The sequence below is a fragment of the Dyella sp. M7H15-1 genome, from assembly GCF_004114615.1.
Classification (GTDB): domain Bacteria; phylum Pseudomonadota; class Gammaproteobacteria; order Xanthomonadales; family Rhodanobacteraceae; genus Dyella_B.
The window spans coordinates 488297-507120 of the sequence record NZ_CP035300.1 but is presented as its reverse complement, the minus strand read 5'-3'; the positions used below and the strand labels follow the sequence as shown (position 1 = coordinate 507120).

The window sequence follows — 18824 nt, the reverse complement described above, 5'->3', positions numbered from 1 at the left end:
GTCATCACTTCATTCCTCCACGGAGGCTGAAACAAGTATGAGCAGACACGAATCGCAGCTTGACCGATGGACGCCGCGCGAATGGCGCGATGCGCCGCTAAGGCACATGCCGCAGCCGCCGCAGGAGGAATGCCCGCTGGGCGTGACCGCGCGCCTGTCGCGCATGCCCGGACTGGTGGATGCCGAAGAAGTGAAGGAACTCAGGTCCGCGCTTCGGGCGGCGGCCAAGGGCCAAACCTTCGTGCTGCAGCTCGGCAATCCGGATCGGCATCTGGAAGATGCCGGCGATGCGGACGTGAGCGAATACCTGCGCAGTCTCGAATCGATGCAACAGTATCTCGCACTAATGTTGCGTATGCCGGTGCTGTCGATGGGCCTGGTCGCCGGGGTGGATGCAGCGGCCGATGGCACGACCATCGCGGCTTACTACGAAGCGATGTTGGCGGCGCTCGAATCGATGCGCCGGCATCGTTTCCACCCTTACATCTCGCACGATGCAGCCAATCTGCACGCCGAGGAAGCACTGGTTCGAAACGCGGGCATGCTGGATGGCTTCTACGCGTCCAGCACGCACCTGCTGTGGCTGGAGGGTGTGCCGTTGCCGGCGCTCAGCAGCCAGCTCGAATTTCTGTGCGGCCTGCTTAATCCGATCGGCATGCGCGTGAGTGCGCACTCGTCACCGGAGGATCTGCTTGGCATCTACCGCCAGCTCAATCCTTCGCGCGAAACCGGCAAGATCGTGCTGGTGTCGAGTCTGGGTGAGGATCTTGGCAGGCTGCGGCATTTTATCGGCGCATTCCGCGACGCCGCGGCGCCAGTCGTGTGGATGTGCGATCCGTGCTGGGCGCATACCGCACATGCGAGCAACGATGCGGGCGCGCTGATGCAGGCGGTCACTGCCGAAGTGGAACACACCGCCTTGCTGCATGCCGACGAAGGCAGTGTGCTGGCCGGCCTACGCCTGGAAATTGCGCATGAGCTACCGGTGGCAGGCAGGCGGCGCCTGGATTTTCAGCAGGCGCTACGCGTTTGCAGCGAACTGGCCGGCGCATGGGGTGGCGAGCGATGAATACGGTGCGCCAGTTCACCTTCAAGAACCCACATCCGGACGGCGATACCGGCATGGTTGGCGCCGCCATCGCGCAATGGTTGGAAAGCCGTTATCCGCAGGCCGCGGCGGAATTCCTCGGGCTGTTCGCGCACACCGCGGACGACGGCGCGTATTCGATCGCTGGCGTGGGCAGCGAGTTCCAGGTGGAATCGCGCAAGCAGGGCGATACGCTGCACTTGTGCCTGAAGCATCGCGGCAGCGTGCTGCGCGAAGTCAGTTATGCACTCGCCGGACGCGATCTGCACGAGGAAGTGTTTGGCCATGCCGCGCATTTCGTGTACGGCGCGCGCGTGCTGCTGATGGGCACGCACCAGCTGCCTCCATCGACCATGCTGTTGGGCGGATGGCGTTGCGGCACGCACCCGGACGAAATGCAGGAGCCGTTGATCTTCACCATTCCGCGCATCGCCTGCCATGTGACGCGCGAGGCATGCGTCTTCACCTTGCTGGGCGACGAAAGCGACGCCGACATCATCCAGGCGATGAGCGATCTGCCGCGCGAGGTGTCGCCCAGCACGCCGTTGAAGATCGCCGGGCGCAGGGATATTCCCGAATGCCGTGACTACATCGGCGCGCTAAGCGAAATGATCGCCAGCCTCTCGCAGGAAGCGAATGACAAGGTGGTGATCTGTCGCGAGGTGCGATTATTCCTGCAATCGGCGGTGTCGCCGGTGGACCTTCTGCTGATGGCGGCCTCCGGCAAGCCGGCCAAGTACCGCTACGTGTTCCGCTGGCTCGACGGCGAAGCCTGGGTGGGCGTATCGCCGGAAATGCTGGTGAGCAAGCAGGGCGCAAATATCGTGGTGGAGCCACTCGCGGGCACGCGCAAAGGTTCCGACGCCAAGGACAAAAGCGAGCGCTACCGGCAGGAACTGCTCAATGACGGCAAGGAGATCGAGGAGCACGAAACCGCCGCACGCATGTTTCTGGACATGCTGGGCCAGGTGTGCGAACCGGCGTCGATCCAGCAGCTCGAATCGCGCGGCATCATCGACCTCGGCTACGTGCAGCACCTGAAGAGCAAGATTGCCGCCACGCTGCGGCCCGATTGCAACGTGTTCCATCTGCTTGCGGCGATCTATCCGCCCGCGACCATCTGGGGCAAACCGGTCGCGCTGAGCGGCGAACGCATCCGTCGGCACGAACACATCGAGCGCGACTTCTTCACCGGCGGCTTCGGGTTTTTCACGCTGAACGACGACGCGAATTTCGCGCTGGCGATCCGCACCGCGAGGATGACGCACAACGAAGTGCGCGTGTACGCTGGCAGCGGCATCGTCCGGCGCAGCGATCCTTATCGGGAATGGCTGGAAACGTCGAACAAGATGAAGCCGTTCCTGGACAACCCGTATACCGTGTATTCCTGACCCGAGGCGCTTATGCAGCTATCGAACTACCTGTTCTTCACCGTCCATTGCGAAGCGGCGCTGGCGTTCTATACGGAATGCGGCTTCGGCAAGGTGGTATCCATGTCGCGACACGGCGACAACGGCATGCCGGTGCGCGCCGAAGCGATGCGCGGCAAGGTGATGCATGCGCAATTCGCCGGTCCCGGCGTGAATTTCTACGCGTCGGACAACGATGACGCGGAACCGATGCGCGGCTCAGCGATGATCTTCATGATCGATGACCTGGCGCGGACCGAACAGCTTTTCCGCCGGCTCGCCGAAGGCGGCAACATCACCACGCCGTTCGGCGTGCAGCCCTGGGGAAGCTATTACGGCAAGCTCACCGACAAATTCGGCGTGCAGTGGATGCTCAATTGCACGGAGCAGGCCTGATTGCGGCTTTTGTAGGCTTGCTATTTCTTTTTCTTCACTGGCGCCTTCTTCACTGGCGACTTCTTTACTGCGGACGTCGCCACCGGCAACAGCGTCCGCAACGCGCCTTGCGCGATCTTCTTCGCCAGGCTTTCGCTGGATACGGCGCGCGCGAGCGTAACGGCGCCGGTCAGCAGCGCCAAGGCGGCATAGGCGGATTCCTCGTCCGCGGGCGTGATGGGGGACGGCGGGCCGGCGGCGATGGATTTGGCGATCTTGCGCAGCGCGGCTTCGAACTCGGTGCGCAGCGATGCATCCAGGCGCGCCACTTCCGGTGGCAGGCTTTGCAGTGCACAGCTTTCGGAGAGGTCGCACGTGCGCTTGGCGCTGAGGTAGTAGCGCACGAACTCCGGCCACCAGTCGGCGCCGTGCTCGGCCTGCAGGTAATTCACGCCTTCCTGCAGTTCGACCAGGCCCCGCAGCATCGATTCGCGGAAGGCGGACTTCTTGGAATCGAAATGCACGTAGAAGGCGCCGGAGGTCATACCGGCCTCCTTCGCCAAGCCGTCCACGCCGATGCCGCCGTAGCCGCCGCGCCGGAACCCGCGACCGGCGGCGTCGACGATGCGTTGACGGGTCATTTTCTTCTGTTCTTCCCTCTGGATCATGGCTTGCTACTCGCGCTGCATTTGACAATCAATTGGGTTGACAACATAGTGATCGTTATGTAATCTCGAAGAACGATAGTTATGCCGCCATGAATAAACCGTTACCAGTGAATTCACGTGATATTTTCTTCACATGAAATACACATTTAAGACTGCAGTTGCAGGCTAACATTTTATATTATTTAAAGCAATGTTCAGATGAATAATGAAACGAATCGGATACTTTAGTTTATTGAAATTGAAATAATCGATTATTAATATGTATCGAAGCGATCAGGGGTTACACGCGAGGTAGTAAAAAGGATCCGTCTCACTGGCGTCATTCCATCAGGGACGAACGATCCAAATGCAAACAGCCGCATTCCGGCATTCGCCGGAATCGGAAGGGGTGTGATCCATGCCAGGCAACAACGTGTGGATGCAGTTCATTTGTCGATGAATCAAGCGGCGTCCAACGGAAGCCGTCCGGCAGCGCGTTCAATAGAAACAAAGCGTCATAGCAAATGTGGGCCGGGCGAGCACATGCGCGCCTGCAGGGCATGTGTCTTTGGGATACACGGCTTTCAACCGACGGTTTCGGGGGGTCTTGGCTATATGCTTCAGGTTGCACTCGGAAGATTCTTTTTTCGCGCATGCGCGCCGCTGATGGCGTTCGTCGTGGCATGTATGTTCACGCCGCCAGGCGCCGCCACGGCGCGAGAGCGCGGCGATGCAGGCAGTTATTCCAGCCCGATCGCGCTCAGCGCCGACGATCAGTTTCTATGGGCGGTGAATCCCGATCTGGATACCGTCACGGTGATTCGCACCGACACGCGGCGCGTCGTCGCGAAGATTCCGGTCGGCAAGGATCCGCGCAGCATCGCGCTGTCGCCCGATGGGTTGCATGCTTATGTGGCCAATGCCGCGGATGGCACGGTTTCCGTGATCAAGGTGCGCGAGCGCGATCCCAACCGCTTCGCCGCCGCCATCGACCGCGCTGCTGGTGTCGACGGTGCGCTGACCACCGGCGCCGAACCGGGCAGCGTGGTGGTTTCGCCCGATGGCCGGCGCGTGTTCGTCGCCAACCGCAGCCAGGACACCATCGTGTGGATCGATGCGCAAAGTCAGCGCATTCTCGGCACCTACGATCTGCGCGACAGCGCCTGCAACGCACCGGACCGCGAACGGCATTTCCAGCCGGGCGCATTGGCGATGACGGTAGACAGTCGCTATCTGCTGGTGACGCGCTACCTCTCTTTCACCGCTCCAGGCGGCGTGCAACGCGACGACATGGGTAAGGAGGGTGTCGTCTGCCGCCTGAGCGTGGACACCTGGAGCAACGCCGCTAACGCGCTGGGCGATCCGGTGGTGGTGCGCCTGGCGCCGCAGAACGCCGGTTTTGCCGACCAGAAAGGCAATGCCACTTACGCCTTCCCCAATCAGTTGCGCAGTATTGTCGTGCGCGGTGGCACGGCGTACCTGCCCAACGTGGCAGCGTCGCCTTCCGGTCCGCTTTACTACCAGACCGATACGCAGGCCTACGTCAACGCCATCGACAACGTCGAAAGCACGCCGGCGGACGACGGCGACATCAACATGCACCTGGGCGCGCGCGTGCCGGAAGCGGGCAAGGCGGAACTCTATTTCGCCAATCCCGACGCCATCGCCTTCACCAGCGAAAGCGGCGCCGGCTACGCCTATGTGGCCTCCGGCGGCAGCGACGTGCTGGTGAAGCTGAAAGTGCTCGGCAACGGCGCGCTCGCCTTCACCGATAACGCCACCACCACCCGCTACATCGATTTGAACGATCCGGACGTGCCGGAGACCCGCGGCGAGAACGCGGGCAAGAACCCGATCGGGCTGGCGATCGATGCCTCCGGCAGCATCGCCTACGTGTTGAACTACGTATCGCGCAACGTTTCAGTGGTCGATCTGCGCAGCGACAAGGTGGTGCAGGTGATTCGCACCGAAGATCTGCCGACGCCAGGCTCGGAGTCGGAAAAGATGCTGGTCGGCGCCGAAGTGTTCTTTTCCTCGCGCGGCAACTTCGTCAATCCTTCGGGCATCGGTTCCAGTCGTAACCGCATGTCGGAACTGGGCCGGCAAAGCTGCGCAAGCTGCCATCCGGGCGGACTGACCGACGGCGTGGTGTGGCAGTTCAGTACCGGACCACGCAAGACGCTGGCGATCAACGGCACCTTCAATCCGCACAATCCGCTCGACCAGCGCATCATCGATGCCTCGGCGATCTTCGACGAAGTGGAAGATGCCGATCTCAACACGCGCAACGTATCCAGCCCCGGCCCGCTGCCCGAGCCGCTGCCGTGCGTGGTATCGCCAGGCTACCCCGACATCACGCAAAGCACGATCGATCCCGAGCATGGCCTGGTGATCGGCAAGTGGCACGATTTCGCCGAAGCGCCGTGTGTGATGAATGCATTCCTGCTGCCCAATGGCGGACGTCCGCAGCCAACCGTGCAATTGCCGGGCAGCACGGTGGAAGTGCCGGTGCTGGATGCGATGAAGGAGTGGCAGCACTTCGGCATCCGCACGCCCAACCGGCCAATGACGCGACAGGAGCTGGCGCTGCGCGGCGGCGATCCATCTGGCGGCGTGGACGACGCGGCGATTGCGGAGGGCCGCGTGCTATTCCAGCGCGCGGGTTGCAGCAGTTGCCATGCCACCGGCAAATGGAGCCTGAGTTCCAAGAATTTCCTTTCGCCGCCGCCGGCCAGCGACCTTGAAACGGAAGCGGCAGCCACCGGCGCCGACACCTCGCAGTTCATGTATCGGTATCTGAAGGACATTCATTCGTATGGCCTGAACGTTCCCGGCTCCGGCAACGCCATCGCAGACTTTCCCGCCATCGGCGGCGTGGAGACGGACAGCGCGGGATTGAAGGCGCTCGGCTACGACTTCAATGGCGACGGCAAAGGTTCGGGTTTCAGCATTTCCTCCATTCTCGGCACCTACAGCTTGCCGCCGTACTACCACAACGGTGCGTGCGAAACGCTGCGCTGCGTGGTGTCCGACGTCAATCACCGCAGCGCGGGGCTGTCGACCTTGCAGGATCCATTATTCGATCCGAAGGCGCAACGCGTGCTGATGAAGTTTCTGGAATCGATCGATGCGAATACGGAGCCGTTTTGATTCGGCGTAATGGTTGACTCGCAGCAACACAAAAAACCAGCGGAGAACGCAATGAAGAAAATCGCATCAATGGTACTCGCCACCATCGTCGCCATCTGCGGCAACGTCCACGCGCAAAGCTACGAGCTGCCGCTCGACATTGCGCTGCATGCCGCGCAGGGCGCCGTGAAGTTCTGCAACGCGCAGGGCTATCACATCGGTGCGGCGGTGGTGGACAGGGCTGGTGCATTGCGCGTGTTCCTGCGCGCCGACGGAAGCACCGTGCACGTCAAGGACACCGCTTTTCGCAAGGCTTATACCGTGATAACGCTGGGGCCGATCTTCAAGTTCGACCGCAGCTCGCAAGCCGCCGCCGCGTTCAATGGCAAACCGAGCGAGCCTTCGTTTCTCACCATTCCGGACATCGCGCTGCTGCCGGGCGCCGTGGCGATCAAGGCGAACGGCAGCATCGTCGCCGCGCTGGGCGTAGGTGGCGCGCCGGGCGGAGAAAAAGATGAAGCCTGCGCTGCGGCCGGCGTGCAGGCGATCGCGACGGAGCTGTCAGGTAGCGGGAAGTAGTAGGGAACGAGGAAACCAGGCGCGCTTGCCGGTCCCTCGATCCTGAGCAAACGCATCAGATCACATCTCACTTTCGTCAAGGAACGCCATGAAGAACACGCACTACCATGCGAATCTCACGCCGCTGACGTTTCTGGAGCGCTGCGGCCGTTATCTTTCCGACCGGGTGGCGATCAGCAGCCGCGAAGGCGACGTCGATTTCGGCACGCTGCTCAAGCGCGCCCGGCGTATGACGGCGTTGCTGCGCAATCTTGGCGTGGCCTACGGACACCGGGTCGGCCTGCTCACGCACAACTCGCCGCAATCGATCGAGGCGCACTTTGCGATTCCCGCTGCGGGCGGCGTGATCGTGTCGTTCAATCCGTGGCTGCCGTCGGCGGACATCAAGAAGCAGATGCTCTACAGCGGCACCCGCGTGGTGCTGGCCAGCGCCGCGCTGCTCCAACAGCATCGCGAGCTATTCACGGAACTGTCCGGGCATATCGTGGTACTGCTGGACGCGGCCTCGGCCCCTGGCGACATCGACAGCAAGTTCCGCTGCTTCGACATCGAGCAGCATAAATACGATTCGCTAGTACCGCTCGACCGCTACTTGCGCTCCGAGCACGATCCCATCGCGATCAATTTCACCTCCGGCACCACCGGCAACCCAAAGGGTGTGGTGTACAGCCATCGCGCTGCCTATCTGCACGCGATGGGCCAGATCCTGATGATGAATCTCACCGCCGCGTCGGTGTACTACTGGTCGCTGCCGATGTTCCACGTCAACGGTTGGGGCCATATGTGGGCCACGGTCGCGGCCGGTGCGCAGCAGGTGGTGGAGCAGAACGTGGCGCAGGCCACGCCCGCATCGCTCAGGCAAGGCATCGCGGCGTACAAGATCACGCACATGGCCGGCTCGCCGCGCCTGGTGCGCCAGCTTGGCGACGAGACGTTCGCGCCGTCGATGCTGCAAGGGCTGACCGTGCTCACCGGCGGCGCCGCGCCGCCGCCCGACCTGGTCGATGGCATGCAACGTCTAGGCGTGGAGCTGATCCACCAGTACGGCTTGAACGAAACGCTCGGCCCGTTCGTGATGTGCGAAGCGCGCGGGGAATGGGATGCATTGCCGCGGGAACAGCAGACCCGCCTGCGCATGCGCCAGGGCATCGCCGCCATCCATGCCGGTACGGGTTTGCGCGTGGTCGACCAGGACATGCGCGACGTGCCCTGGGACGGCGCCACGCTGGGCGAGGTGCTGATGGCCGGCAACACGGTGGCGCTGGGCTACTACGACAACCCGCGCGCCACCGAAAGCGCCTTCCGCGACGGATGGTTCCACAGCGGCGACATGGCGGTGGTGCATCCGGACGGCTATCTGGAAATCAAGGATCGGATGAAAGACCTGATCCACGTGGAAACGCCCTATGGATGGGAAAACATTTCATCGCTGGAAATCGAGAACGTGGCCAGCCAGTTCCCCGGCATCAAGGACGTGGCCGTGATCGGCATGGAAGACGAACAACAAAAACCAACCATCATTCTTGTCTATGAAAAGGCCGCGCACGCCCAGATCGACGAGGCGGCCATTCTGGATCACTGCAGGAAACATCTTCCGGATTTCAAGGTTCCCGCGCACGCCATGGAAGCGAACATCCCCAAGACGGCTACCGGAAAAGTTGTCAAGGGAGCCCTGCGAGACGAAGTCACCAAGCGACGGACGGCCGAGTTGGGAGTGGCTTGATGCCGTACCGCCGCAACAAAAATTTCCCGGCACTTTCATCAAGGACTACACATGAAACATCTGGCTAGTCATCCTCAAATCAAGAGCGACGCATTGCGTTCGATGGCATACCTGGGCGACCTGGAGGGTCTCGTTCGCGAGGCCCTGTCCAACCGGCGCTCCCCGCTGTGGGGTGCGTTGCAGGAAACGCTGTTCCACATGAACCTTAAGCTCATGTCCGAAGGCTTCGCCCTCGGCACGCAGCGCAGCGAGCTGGAATGGAAATTCCGTGCGCTGGTGGAAAGCGTGGAAAAGGAAATGTTGCCCGAGGCGCATATTCCCCCGCACATCGTCGATCCCGAGGAATTCCTCGACTGGCTCAAGGCCAGGATCTACGAGCACCGCGTCACCGATCACGAGCTGTTCGTGTATTTCGACAAGAACGACCTCAGCGACGAGGAAATTCGCTACTTTCTGTCCAACTATCGCGTGAACATGCAGCGCTTCCACCTGCACGTCGCCGCCTACAGTCTGTTCGTGCCGTTCAAGATGCGCGAGGAACTGTACGAAAACTTGCACGACGAATTCGGCGAGGGCGATTTCGAGCAGGCCCATCCCAACCTGTTCGAGCCGCTGATGGATCACTTCGGCGGCGCGCGCGAGGACGACTGGAATCCCGAAACCTTCCACCTGCTCAACACCAAGATCAACCTGTGTTGGTTCGCCGACGGCCTGCCATACGGTCTGGGCGGCATGGGCGCGCTGGAGCTGACGATTCCCGCGCAGCAGCGCCGCATCCTGGCCAACCTGCGCCGCCGCGGCCTGAACGAAAAGTTGGTGCGCTTCTTCGTGGTGCATTGCGAATTGGACGAATCGCACGGCGACGGCTGGTTTGCCGCCGGCCTGCCATACATCCGTTCCCGTTCGGATTTCGAGAAGGTCTATGTCGCCGCGATGCGCATGCTGGACGCGCGCGCCGGCGTCTACGACGGCATTCTCGCCGGCATCCTGCGCCGCCGCCTGGAAGCGCAAAGCCGCAAGATCGCCGCCGACCAGCTTGAAGCGCAAGCGCAGGTCGCCTGAGCACCGCCCGCTCCGCCACGGCGGAGCGGATCCACGCAGCCATTCGTTCACAAGGATATCCACATGAAGAAATACGACGTTACCGTGATCGGCAGCGGCATGGGCGGCAGCGGTTGCGCGCTGGTGCTGGCCAAACTGGGCTACAGCGTGCTGCTGATCGAACGCGGCACGCACCCGCGCTTTGCGCTGGGCGAATCGGGCACGCCCGCGCTGAGCCGCAAGATGCGCTACATCAGCCGCGCCTACGGCATTCCGGAATTGGACGATCTGTCCACCTACAACAACATTCACGCGTCGAAAAACGGCGTGATGTGCGGACCGAAGGAGATGTTCCAGTACTTCGTGCACCAGAAAGGCCAGACCCGGCCGGACGAATTCGGACCGTTTCCCGAAGTGATCGTACAGACATCCGAAGTGGACGCGCAGTACTACCGCGCCGCGTCGGATCAGCAGATCACCGAGGTGGCCGTGAAGTACGGCGTGGAATACAGCGACATGACCTCGGTCGAGGACATCGTGTTCGGCACGGACAAGGTGGATCTTTCCTGCAAGAAGGGTGAGCGCGAATTCACCGTGGAAACCGATTTCGTGGTGGATGCCACCGGCTTCAATTCCATCATCGGCCGCAAGTTCGACCTGAAGCTCACCGGCGACGCGCTGGACACGCCGCTGAAGAGCCGCAGCATCTTCACGCACTTCAGGGACATCGGCGCGTTCGACGAGACCATCCGCAAGAGCACCGAGTATCCGGATCGCTCGCCGGTGCCGCGTTCACGCGCCACCCAGCACCATTGCTTTGAAGGCGGCTGGATCTGGTTCATTCCCTTCGACAACGGCATCACCAGCGTCGGCGTCAACCTGGACATCGACCTGTATCCGGAAAACGACCGCAATGGCGAAGAGGAATTCTGGGAAATCATCGACCAGTATCCGATGGTGTCCGAGCTGCTGCGCGGCCGCAAGATCGAGTTCCCCTTCATCAAAACCAAGCGGCTGCAGTTCCTCAACAAGGAACTGGCCGGCGACCGCTGGGCCATGCTGCAGGCGTCGGCGTATGCGCTGGATGCGTGGTTCAGCACCGGCCTGGCCGCCACCTTCATGTCCATCCACCGGCTGGTGGACGTGCTGGACAAGCAGATTTTTCCGAACAAGCGCTTTGAACGGAAGCTGCTGCTGGATTACGAGAAATCCATCAAGACCGAGTACTTCCACGTCGCCAAGATGGTCGACGGCATGTACAAGACCTTCAAGCATTTCGAGATCTTCAAGAACTACTGCTTCTTCTGCTTCATGGGCACGGAGAGCTACCTGGAGAAGGGCGGCGCGGGCAAGGCGGTGGATCTGGACCACTTGCTGCTGAGCGCGGGCGACAAGGTATTCGTGGAGAAATTCGAATCGGTCTACCGCAAGGTGGTGGAATACGCCAAGCGCGATTCGGTCAGCGCGGAAGAGGCGGAAGAACTTGGCCGCTTCCTGCGCGAAGACATGAAGCCCTTCAACTTCCGCCGCTACGGCTATCCGGACATGCACGGCGTTCACCCTCGGCGCATCGGCGTGCCGATGCCCGAGTACGACGCGATGAAGAAGCAAGACATGGAAGACGTGCACCCGAGCATGGTGGTGCAAGAGTGCGAAACCGACTGAGCGGAGGACTTTTCGTCATGGCGCTTGAGCAAAAACAATATCGCCACGCCCTGGGTCGGTTCACCACCGGGGTATGCGTGGTGTCGGCCGTCGGCGAGCAGGGGCTGCCGATCGGCATGACGATCAACTCCTTTTCGTCATTGTCGCTGGAGCCATCGCTGGTGCAGTGGAGCATCAAGCAGAAATCGCTGTGTTATCCGCTGTTTTCGCGACTGAAAAGCTATTCCATCAGCGTGCTATCCGATCAGCAGATGGAGATTTCGAGCCGCTACGCACGCCCCGGCGATCATCGGATGCACCCGGCCGATTACGCGATCAACGAGTACGGAATGCCCTACGTCAAGCATGCATTGGCCCGTTTTGAATGCTTGAGTTGGGGCAGGATGGAGGCAGGCGATCACGACCTGCTCATCGGCATTGTCGACAAGTTCTTCGCCGAGCCGGAGGGCAGGCCGTTGGTCTTTTTTGCAGGGGCGTATCGGCCGTTGTTGATCGATTAGCGCCTCGGTTCCGTCGCGTATTCGAGGGCGACGCGTGAAGCAAGCACCTCCCCTGCTTGCAGGGGAGGTGGAAGCAATACTCCGAACTTAAGTGTAATTCCCCATCTCGTCATTCCAGCGACTTGGGGACGGAAAAACACTGGATTCCAGCTTTCGCTGGAATGACGAAAGTTGGATTTTGGGTGATTGGAAGATCCTTAAGTTCAGAGCGCTGACCCCCAGCTCTCCCCTGCATGCAGGGGAGAAACTGGTCTATCACATCAGTTGAATGATCCGAAGACAGGAGCCTGTCGTGGCGTTTCACCTGACCCAACCCGAAAGTTTCCTGATCGCCATGCTGATCATCTTCAGCGTGCCGTATCTGCTCTGGCGTCACCTGAAAACCGACTACTACGCGCCGATGGTGGTGGTGCAGATCGTCGCCGGCATCGTGCTCGGACCCGACGTGCTCGGTGCGTATTGCGGCAACTGCTACAACGCGGTGTTCAGCGCGACCACCACGCAAAACTTGAACGGCATCGCCGCCTGGGCGGTGATGATTTTCGTGTTCGTCGCCGGACTGGAACTGGATTTGAGCAACGTGTGGCGATACCGCCGCGAAAGCGGCATCACCGCCGGCCTCGCGCTGGGCGTGCCGCTGTCGCTGGGCGCCATCGTCGGTTATCTGTTGAGCCATCACGCGGGCTGGGCCGGCCCGCTGGCGCACGGCTGGCAATTCACGCTGGCCATCGGCATGTCCTGTTCCATCACGGCGCTGCCGATACTGATCATCTTCCTGGAAAAGATGGAACTGCTACGCCAGCCCATCGGCCAGCGCGTGCTGCGCTACGCCAGCCTTGACGACATATTGATCTGGTCGGTGCTGGCGGTGGTGTTGCTGGATCTGCAGCGCCTCAAGACACAATTGATTTTTCTCGTAACGTTCGGTCTGGCCGCGATAGGTTTCCGAAAGCTGATGGCGCGATTGACCGAAGCCGACCGCTGGTTCGCCGCCATCATCTGGCTGGCCGTCGCCGCCTTCATGGCCGAATGGTCGGGCCTGCATTTCATGGTGGGCGCGTTTCTCGCCGGCGTGGTGATCGACCTGCGCTGGTTCGAGCAGAAGCACGTCGACCTGCTCAGGCATTACGTGCTGCTGCTGATGATGCCGGTGTTTTTCCTGAGCACCGGCCTGAAGACGCATTGGTCCATCGGCGGCGCGGCGGTGTTCGCGGTGGCTGGCCTGCTGCTGCTGGCAGCGGTGGCGGGCAAGCTGATCGGCGTGCATCTAGCCGGTCGGATATTGAAATGGGACGAGGGCGAGGCGGCGATCATCGGCTGGCTGCTGCAATCCAAATCGCTCATCACCATCGTCTTCGCCGACGTGCTGCTTGACAAAGGCATCATCAGCGGCGATGCGTTCACCGCGCTGCTGATCATGTCGCTGCTCAGCACCATGCTGACGGTGCCGGTGGTTTCCGCGCGGCTCGCCTCGCGTCCGGGGCTGGCGGCCAAGGTGAGTTGACGTGTTCATCCACAGGGAAAGTGTGTCGACAAAAAGCGGCGAAGTGCCATCGGTTCGTTCACATCTGGAGAGCACAGCTCATGACGACCGCAACAGTGAATGCCCAGCATCATCCTGTGGACGCGTTACAGACCAGGGACTGGGCGCCAGGCTCATGGCGGCAGCGGACCGCTTTGCAGCATCCGCGCTATGACGACCCCGAAGAACTCGCGCATGTGGGCGAACGCCTGTCGCAGTTACCGCCGCTGGTGACGTCGGGCGAAGTGCTGACGTTGCAGCATGCGCTGGCCGATGCGCAGGAAGGACGTAGCTTCCTGCTGCAAGGCGGTGACTGCGCCGAAGCCTTTGCCGACTGCAACAGTGAGACCATCTCGAACCGGTTGAAGGTTTTGCTGCAGATGAGCATGGTGCTGGTGCACGGCTTGAAACAACCCGTGCTGCGCGTGGGCCGCTTCGCCGGCCAATACGCCAAGCCACGCTCGGCCGACACCGAAACGCTCGACGGCGTGACGTTGCCGTGTTTTCGCGGCGACATGGTCAATGGCGTGGCCTTTACGCCGCAGGCACGGCGTGCCGATCCGCAACGGCTGATTCAGGCGCATGCCTGTTCCGCGCTCACCATGAACTTCGTGCGCGCGCTGATCGACGGCGGCTTCGCCGATCTGCGCCATCCCGAATACTGGGAATTGGCCTGGGTGGAGCACGCGCCGCTGGCGGTGGAATATCGGCGCATGCTCGCCGGCATTGCCGATTCGATGCGCTTCATGGAAACGCTGGCGGGGCCGATCGACGGTTGCGCGCGGGTGGATTTCTTCACCTCGCACGAAGCGCTGCTGCTGTATTACGAAGAGACGATGACCCGGCGCGTGCCACGCCAGCAAGGATGGTTCAACCTGTCTACACATTTTCCGTGGATCGGCATGCGCACCGCCGCGCTGGACGGCGCGCACGTGGAATATTTCCGCGGCATACGAAATCCCATCGGCGTGAAAGTGGGGCCGTCGATGCAGCCCGATGCGCTGCTGCGCCTGATCGACGTGCTCAATCCGCACGACGAAGCCGGCCGCCTCACGCTCATTCACCGCATGGGCAACGCGCACGTCGCCACCGGCCTGCCGCCGTTGTTGCGCACCGTGCGCGCGGCCGGCCGGCGCGTGCTGTGGGTAGCCGACCCGATGCACGGCAACACCGAAAGCACCGCCAGCGGCTACAAGACGCGCCGCTTCGACAACATTCGCGGCGAGCTGGAACAGGCTTTCGACATCCATGCCGCGGAAGGCACGCGGCTCGGCGGCGTGCATCTGGAACTCACCGGCGAAGACGTCACCGAGTGTACGGGTGGTGCGCGCGCGTTGGACGAGAAGGACTTGAGCCGTGCCTACAAGTCGATGGTCGATCCGCGGCTCAATTACGAACAGTCGCTGGAGCTGGCGATGCTGATCGTGCGCAAATCGGGGCGTCCGGATTTCGACGAGCGCGTGCTGGGGAGCGGGATGCTGAAATCGCTGGCGCCAGTTGCGGCGGCGGTGTAGTTGAGCGAAGCACGGATTCAAACGAGACCCGCCCATGCAAACCGAATACATCGCACAAGCCGATTCCCCCGCAGTCGTCCGTTCGTTACCCACATGGATCACCCTGCTGCTCGCCACCGCCTGCGGCATGATTGTGGCCAGCCTCTATTACGTGCAGCCACTGATCGGTCCGATCAGCGGCGCATTGGGGCTTTCGCCGCAAACCGCAGGCCTGATCGTCACCATGACGCAGATCGGCTACGGACTCAGCCTGGTGCTGGTGGTGCCGCTTGCCGACGTGATCGAAAATCGCCGCCTGATCGTTGCGGCGCTGGCAGCCTGCACGTTCGCACTGTTCATGGCCGGGCTCGCGAACAATGCATCGGTCTTTCTGTTGGCGATGTTCTGCATCGGCTTCAGCGCGGTGGCCGCGCAAATCGTGATGCCTTACGCCTCCCATCTTGTCGCACCCGAAGCGCGCGGCCGCGCGCTGGGCAAGGTGGTGAGCGGGCTGATGCTAGGCATCATGCTGTCGCGGCCGGCGGCGAGCTTTCTTACCGACGTGGGATCGTGGCGCACCGTGTTCGTGCTGGCGGCTGCCGGCATGGCGGTGCTCGCCGCGGTGCTGACGCTGCTGCTGCCCGCCAGGCGCCCCGATCCCGGGCTTTCGTATAGCGAGCTGCTGCGGTCGATGTTGCAGCTTTTTCTGCGCACGCCGTTGTTGCGTCGGCGCGCCTTCTATCACGCCTGCCTGTTCGGCGCCTTCAGCCTGTTCTGGACCACGGCGCCGCTGTGGCTGGCAAGCCCCGCGTTTCATCTATCGCAGGCAGGCATTGCCTGGTTCGCACTTGCCGGCGTGGCAGGTGCGATCGCCGCACCCATCGCGGGCCGCTTCGCGGACAAGGGCTGGGGACATCTGTTGACCGGTCTTGCCATCCTGATCGTCGCCTCGTCCTTCCTGATGATGCATGCCGGCGGCGGCTTCGCGGTGCGTATCGCCATGCTGGTGCTGTCCGCGGTCGTGCTGGATTTCGGCGTATCGATGAACTTCGTGATCGGCCAGCGCGCCATCTTCGCCATGGCGTCCGAATACCGCGGACGGCTCAACGCCATCTACATCGCCATCTTTTTCCTGGGCGGCGCGATCGGCTCGGCAGCAGGCGCGTGGGTGTTCGCGCAATTCGGCTGGGCATGCACGGCATGGCTCGGCTTCAGCTTGCCGGCGGGGGCGATGCTCTACTACCTCACGGAGCGATCGTAGGTCCAACGTCAGCCTTAAATGCTTGACCACCCGACAAATTGCCGTCATAATTGCCGCCTTTTTCCACCCCTGCATTTCATTCCCGGAGTTCTACCTTGGCCAACATCAAGTCCGCGAAGAAGCGTGCGCGCCAGTCCGAGCAGCGCCGCCTGCGCAACGTCAGCGCCCGTTCCATGGTGCGCAGCGCCCTCCGTAAGGTCGTCAAGGCTATCGAAGCCAAGGACAAGGCCGGCGCCGTGGCTGCCTTCACGGCTGCCCAACCAGTGATGGATCGTTACGCTGCTCGCGGCCTGATCCACAAGAACAAGGCCGCCCGTCACAAAAGTCGCTTGAACGCGAAGATTCGCGAGCTGGCCTAAGGCTTAGCTAGGGTTGGCATGGAAAGCCGGCGGAAACGCCGGCTTTTTTGCGTAAAAACCGTAGACATATCCGCGCTCGCATCGATGGCTCGATGGAAGGTGACGCCCAGCCTGCCGGCGGCAGCTACCAATGCACGGCAACGCGGATCAACTCCACCATCGGCATCCAGCGCGCCAATCACCACACCATCGAATCCAAGCTGCACGCAAGTTTCGATATCGCGCCGCATGATTTCAAATTCGGCGTCGTCATAAAGAAAATCGCCGCCGCGTGGCCGGACCAGCGCATAGACGGGTATGCGCACACGATCCCGCGCCACAGCCAGCAAACCGTATGACGGCGTGATGCCACCTTCAGCGAGGCTGCTGCAAAGCTCGACGCGATCAGCCCCCCTTCCTGGGCAGCCAAAGCCGACACCAACGAAATTGAGCTGGACCAACTTGCGGCGAGCAACGGCATTCAAAATGCACGAACCGGCGCACTCTCATCCCTTGGAATAGGGGCTTCCGTGTCTTTGTCGTTGAACGTCCTGATCATGGGTCGTAATACGCCTGCGCGGTGCGCGGCAATTCACGCGGCAGGTCGGAAGCGTTGATGGCGTCGAGCTGATGCTGGAGCCGCTCGAACAGAATGGAGGCGCTGAGCTTGCGCTCACCATCCATCAGCAGGGTTTGCAGCAGACCGATGATTTCCGGCGCGTGGTCGGCGGCTCCGAGCTTGATAGCCCCTCTCCCACTGGGAGAGGGGTTGGGGTGAGGGTGCGATCGAGAGCAGGATGCCAGAACCTCGCACGAGTACCTCACCCGTGCGCTTCGTCCGAACTCTCACCCCCGTCCCCTCTCCCAGTGGGAGAGGGGTGATGGACTGACTCCCCGCGCAACCGCACATCCCCCGGCAACATATCGTTGCGCCCTTCCCGCACCGCATGCTGCGCTTCGAAGAGGCGCTGAATCTGCTGACACACGCTCATGGTGTTCTCGCGCGCGATGGCCGACACGAGGAACCACGGCTGCGTCCAGCCCAGGCGCTTCACGATGTCCACTGCGACGGCTTGGCGCTCGTCTTGCGGCAATACGTCGGACTTGTTGAGCACCAGCCAACGCGGACGTTGCAGCAATTCGGGATCGAACTTCTCCAGTTCGTGCTCGATAGCATGCACTTGCTCCACCACATCGGCGCCGTCGATCGGGGCGATGTCCACCAGATGCAGCAACAAGCGAGTGCGCGCCACATGGCGCAGGAACTGGATGCCTAGGCCATGACCTTCCGCAGCGCCTTCGATCAGGCCAGGGATGTCGGCGATCACGAAGCTCTGGTCCGTCCCAAGACTGACCACGCCCAGGTGCGGGTGCAGAGTGGTGAACGGATAATCCGCCACGCGCGGGGTGGCCGCGGAAACGGCGCGGATGAAGGTGGATTTGCCGGCATTGGGGAAGCCGAGCAGGCCCACGTCCGCCAGCAGTTTTAGCTCCAGCTTCAACTCGCGCACTTCACCGGGCGTGCCCGGGGTGGACTTGCGCGGCGCACGATTCACCGAACTCTTGAAGTGGATATTGCCCAAGCCGCCCTTGCCGCCTTGCGCCACCCGCAGACGCTGTCCGTGCGTGGTGAGGTCGCCGATGACTTCGTCGGTATCGACGTTGGTGACGACCGTGCCGACCGGTACGCGGATCGTGGTGTCATCGCCACCCTTACCGTACATGTCGCTGCCCATGCCGTTCTCGCCACGCTGCGCCTTGAAACTGCGCTGATGGCGGAAATCGATCAGGGTATTCAAGCCTTCATCGGCCACCAGCCACACCGAACCGCCGGAACCGCCGTCGCCGCCGTTCGGGCCGCCGAAGGGAATGAATTTTTCGCGACGGAAGCTGACGCAGCCGTTGCCGCCGTCTCCGGCGTGGACTTTGATGATCGCTTCGTCGACGAATTTCATGGGATGGAGACCGTAGAGTAGTGATCGTGGCGAAGAAGCGATCTTGCCAAGATCCGAGCAACTGAATAAAACAAAAGCCCCGCCAAGGCGGGGCCTCTGT

Annotated in this window: 15 protein-coding genes and 2 pseudogenes; 13 read left to right on the top strand and 4 right to left on the bottom strand. The window is 61.9% G+C overall.

The genetic code is table 11. The features are described 5' to 3' along the window. Positions 1-37 precede the first annotated feature (37 nt). From EO087_RS02570 to EO087_RS02560, 3 genes are read left to right on the top strand one after another with little or no spacing between them, the layout of a single operon-like run. Complete coding sequence (locus EO087_RS02570) at positions 38-1069, top strand: 3-deoxy-7-phosphoheptulonate synthase (RefSeq protein ID WP_128897512.1); 1032 nt, start codon at positions 38-40, stop codon at positions 1067-1069. Beyond that, positions 1066-2478, top strand: a complete 1413-nt coding sequence (locus tag EO087_RS02565) for a chorismate-binding protein (RefSeq protein WP_164931744.1) — start codon at positions 1066-1068, stop codon at positions 2476-2478. Before EO087_RS02570 ends, EO087_RS02565 begins: the two co-directional genes overlap by 4 nt. 12 nt (positions 2479-2490) lie before the next feature. After that, complete coding sequence (locus tag EO087_RS02560; RefSeq protein ID WP_128897510.1) at positions 2491-2892, top strand: VOC family protein; 402 nt, start codon at positions 2491-2493, stop codon at positions 2890-2892. 20 nt (positions 2893-2912) lie between these two features. Here EO087_RS02560 and EO087_RS02555 read toward each other — a convergent pair whose 3' ends face one another. After that, the gene (locus EO087_RS02555; RefSeq protein WP_128897509.1) at positions 2913-3539 is read right to left on the bottom strand and encodes a TetR/AcrR family transcriptional regulator; all 627 of its coding nucleotides are present in this window, start codon (positions 3537-3539) and stop codon (positions 2913-2915) included. Between the two features lie 666 nt (positions 3540-4205). Here EO087_RS02555 and EO087_RS02550 point away from each other — a divergent pair. The 10 genes from EO087_RS02550 (at position 4206) to rpsT (ending at position 16790) form a co-directional block, all read left to right on the top strand. Further along, complete coding sequence (locus EO087_RS02550) at positions 4206-6668, top strand: beta-propeller fold lactonase family protein (RefSeq protein WP_164931743.1); 2463 nt, start codon at positions 4206-4208, stop codon at positions 6666-6668. A 51-nt stretch (positions 6669-6719) separates the two neighbouring features. Further along, positions 6720-7226 (top strand): heme-binding protein, encoded by a 507-nt coding sequence (locus tag EO087_RS02545; RefSeq protein ID WP_164931742.1) that lies wholly within the window; start codon positions 6720-6722, stop codon positions 7224-7226. Between the two features lie 88 nt (positions 7227-7314). Beyond that, positions 7315-8949, top strand: coding sequence for an AMP-binding protein (locus EO087_RS02540; RefSeq protein ID WP_128897506.1), 1635 nt, complete (start codon positions 7315-7317; stop codon positions 8947-8949). A gap of 51 nt (positions 8950-9000) precedes the next feature. Continuing rightward, positions 9001-10011: an iron-containing redox enzyme family protein gene (locus tag EO087_RS02535; protein WP_128897505.1), complete on the top strand. Its 1011-nt coding sequence runs from the start codon at positions 9001-9003 to the stop codon at positions 10009-10011. 63 nt (positions 10012-10074) lie between these two features. Next, positions 10075-11655 (top strand): tryptophan 7-halogenase, encoded by a 1581-nt coding sequence (locus EO087_RS02530; protein ID WP_128897504.1) that lies wholly within the window; start codon positions 10075-10077, stop codon positions 11653-11655. A 17-nt stretch (positions 11656-11672) separates the two neighbouring features. Next, positions 11673-12155, top strand: a complete 483-nt coding sequence (locus EO087_RS02525) for a flavin reductase family protein (protein ID WP_128897503.1) — start codon at positions 11673-11675, stop codon at positions 12153-12155. Between the two features lie 292 nt (positions 12156-12447). After that, complete coding sequence (locus tag EO087_RS02520; RefSeq protein WP_240669108.1) at positions 12448-13659, top strand: cation:proton antiporter; 1212 nt, start codon at positions 12448-12450, stop codon at positions 13657-13659. Positions 13660-13739: 80 nt separating this feature from the next. Then, the gene (locus EO087_RS02515) at positions 13740-15191 is read left to right on the top strand and encodes a 3-deoxy-7-phosphoheptulonate synthase class II (protein ID WP_128897501.1); all 1452 of its coding nucleotides are present in this window, start codon (positions 13740-13742) and stop codon (positions 15189-15191) included. Positions 15192-15225: 34 nt separating this feature from the next. Beyond that, positions 15226-16431: an MFS transporter gene (locus EO087_RS02510; RefSeq protein ID WP_128897500.1), complete on the top strand. Its 1206-nt coding sequence runs from the start codon at positions 15226-15228 to the stop codon at positions 16429-16431. 95 nt (positions 16432-16526) lie between these two features. Next, positions 16527-16790, top strand: a complete 264-nt coding sequence (gene rpsT / locus EO087_RS02505; protein WP_128897499.1) for a 30S ribosomal protein S20 — start codon at positions 16527-16529, stop codon at positions 16788-16790. A 56-nt stretch (positions 16791-16846) separates the two neighbouring features. Here the strand turns inward: rpsT and EO087_RS02500 are convergent. The 3 genes and pseudogenes from EO087_RS02500 to cgtA all read right to left on the bottom strand — a co-directional run. Beyond that, positions 16847-17230: pseudogene (locus EO087_RS02500) on the bottom strand (copper homeostasis protein CutC); the annotation flags it as partial. Positions 17231-17336: 106 nt separating this feature from the next. Further along, a pseudogene (locus EO087_RS02495) lies at positions 17337-17513 on the bottom strand (DUF3375 family protein); the annotation flags it as partial. A gap of 77 nt (positions 17514-17590) precedes the next feature. Next, a complete protein-coding gene (gene cgtA / locus EO087_RS02490) occupies positions 17591-18724 on the bottom strand; it encodes an Obg family GTPase CgtA (RefSeq protein ID WP_128897498.1) in 1134 nt (377 codons plus the stop codon). Between the last annotated feature and the right edge of the window lie 100 nt (positions 18725-18824).

Bases quoted from the DNA above. Each gene is read 5' to 3' on its own strand.
- EO087_RS02535 (WP_128897505.1), top strand. From the start codon at position 9,001: ATGAAACATCTGGCTAGTCATCCTCAAATCAAGAGCGACGCATTGCGT.
- EO087_RS02530 (WP_128897504.1), top strand. From the start codon at position 10,075: ATGAAGAAATACGACGTTACCGTGATCGGCAGCGGCATGGGCGGCAGC.
- EO087_RS02510 (WP_128897500.1), top strand. From the start codon at position 15,226: ATGCAAACCGAATACATCGCACAAGCCGATTCCCCCGCAGTCGTCCGT.
- EO087_RS02565 (WP_164931744.1), top strand. From the start codon at position 1,066: ATGAATACGGTGCGCCAGTTCACCTTCAAGAACCCACATCCGGACGGC.
- EO087_RS02545 (WP_164931742.1), top strand. From the start codon at position 6,720: ATGAAGAAAATCGCATCAATGGTACTCGCCACCATCGTCGCCATCTGC.
- EO087_RS02555 (WP_128897509.1), bottom strand. From the start codon at position 3,539: ATGATCCAGAGGGAAGAACAGAAGAAAATGACCCGTCAACGCATCGTC.
- EO087_RS02570 (WP_128897512.1), top strand. From the start codon at position 38: ATGAGCAGACACGAATCGCAGCTTGACCGATGGACGCCGCGCGAATGG.
- EO087_RS02560 (WP_128897510.1), top strand. From the start codon at position 2,491: ATGCAGCTATCGAACTACCTGTTCTTCACCGTCCATTGCGAAGCGGCG.
- cgtA (WP_128897498.1), bottom strand. From the start codon at position 18,724: ATGAAATTCGTCGACGAAGCGATCATCAAAGTCCACGCCGGAGACGGC.
- EO087_RS02525 (WP_128897503.1), top strand. From the start codon at position 11,673: ATGGCGCTTGAGCAAAAACAATATCGCCACGCCCTGGGTCGGTTCACC.
- EO087_RS02540 (WP_128897506.1), top strand. From the start codon at position 7,315: ATGAAGAACACGCACTACCATGCGAATCTCACGCCGCTGACGTTTCTG.
- EO087_RS02515 (WP_128897501.1), top strand. From the start codon at position 13,740: ATGACGACCGCAACAGTGAATGCCCAGCATCATCCTGTGGACGCGTTA.
- EO087_RS02550 (WP_164931743.1), top strand. From the start codon at position 4,206: ATGTTCACGCCGCCAGGCGCCGCCACGGCGCGAGAGCGCGGCGATGCA.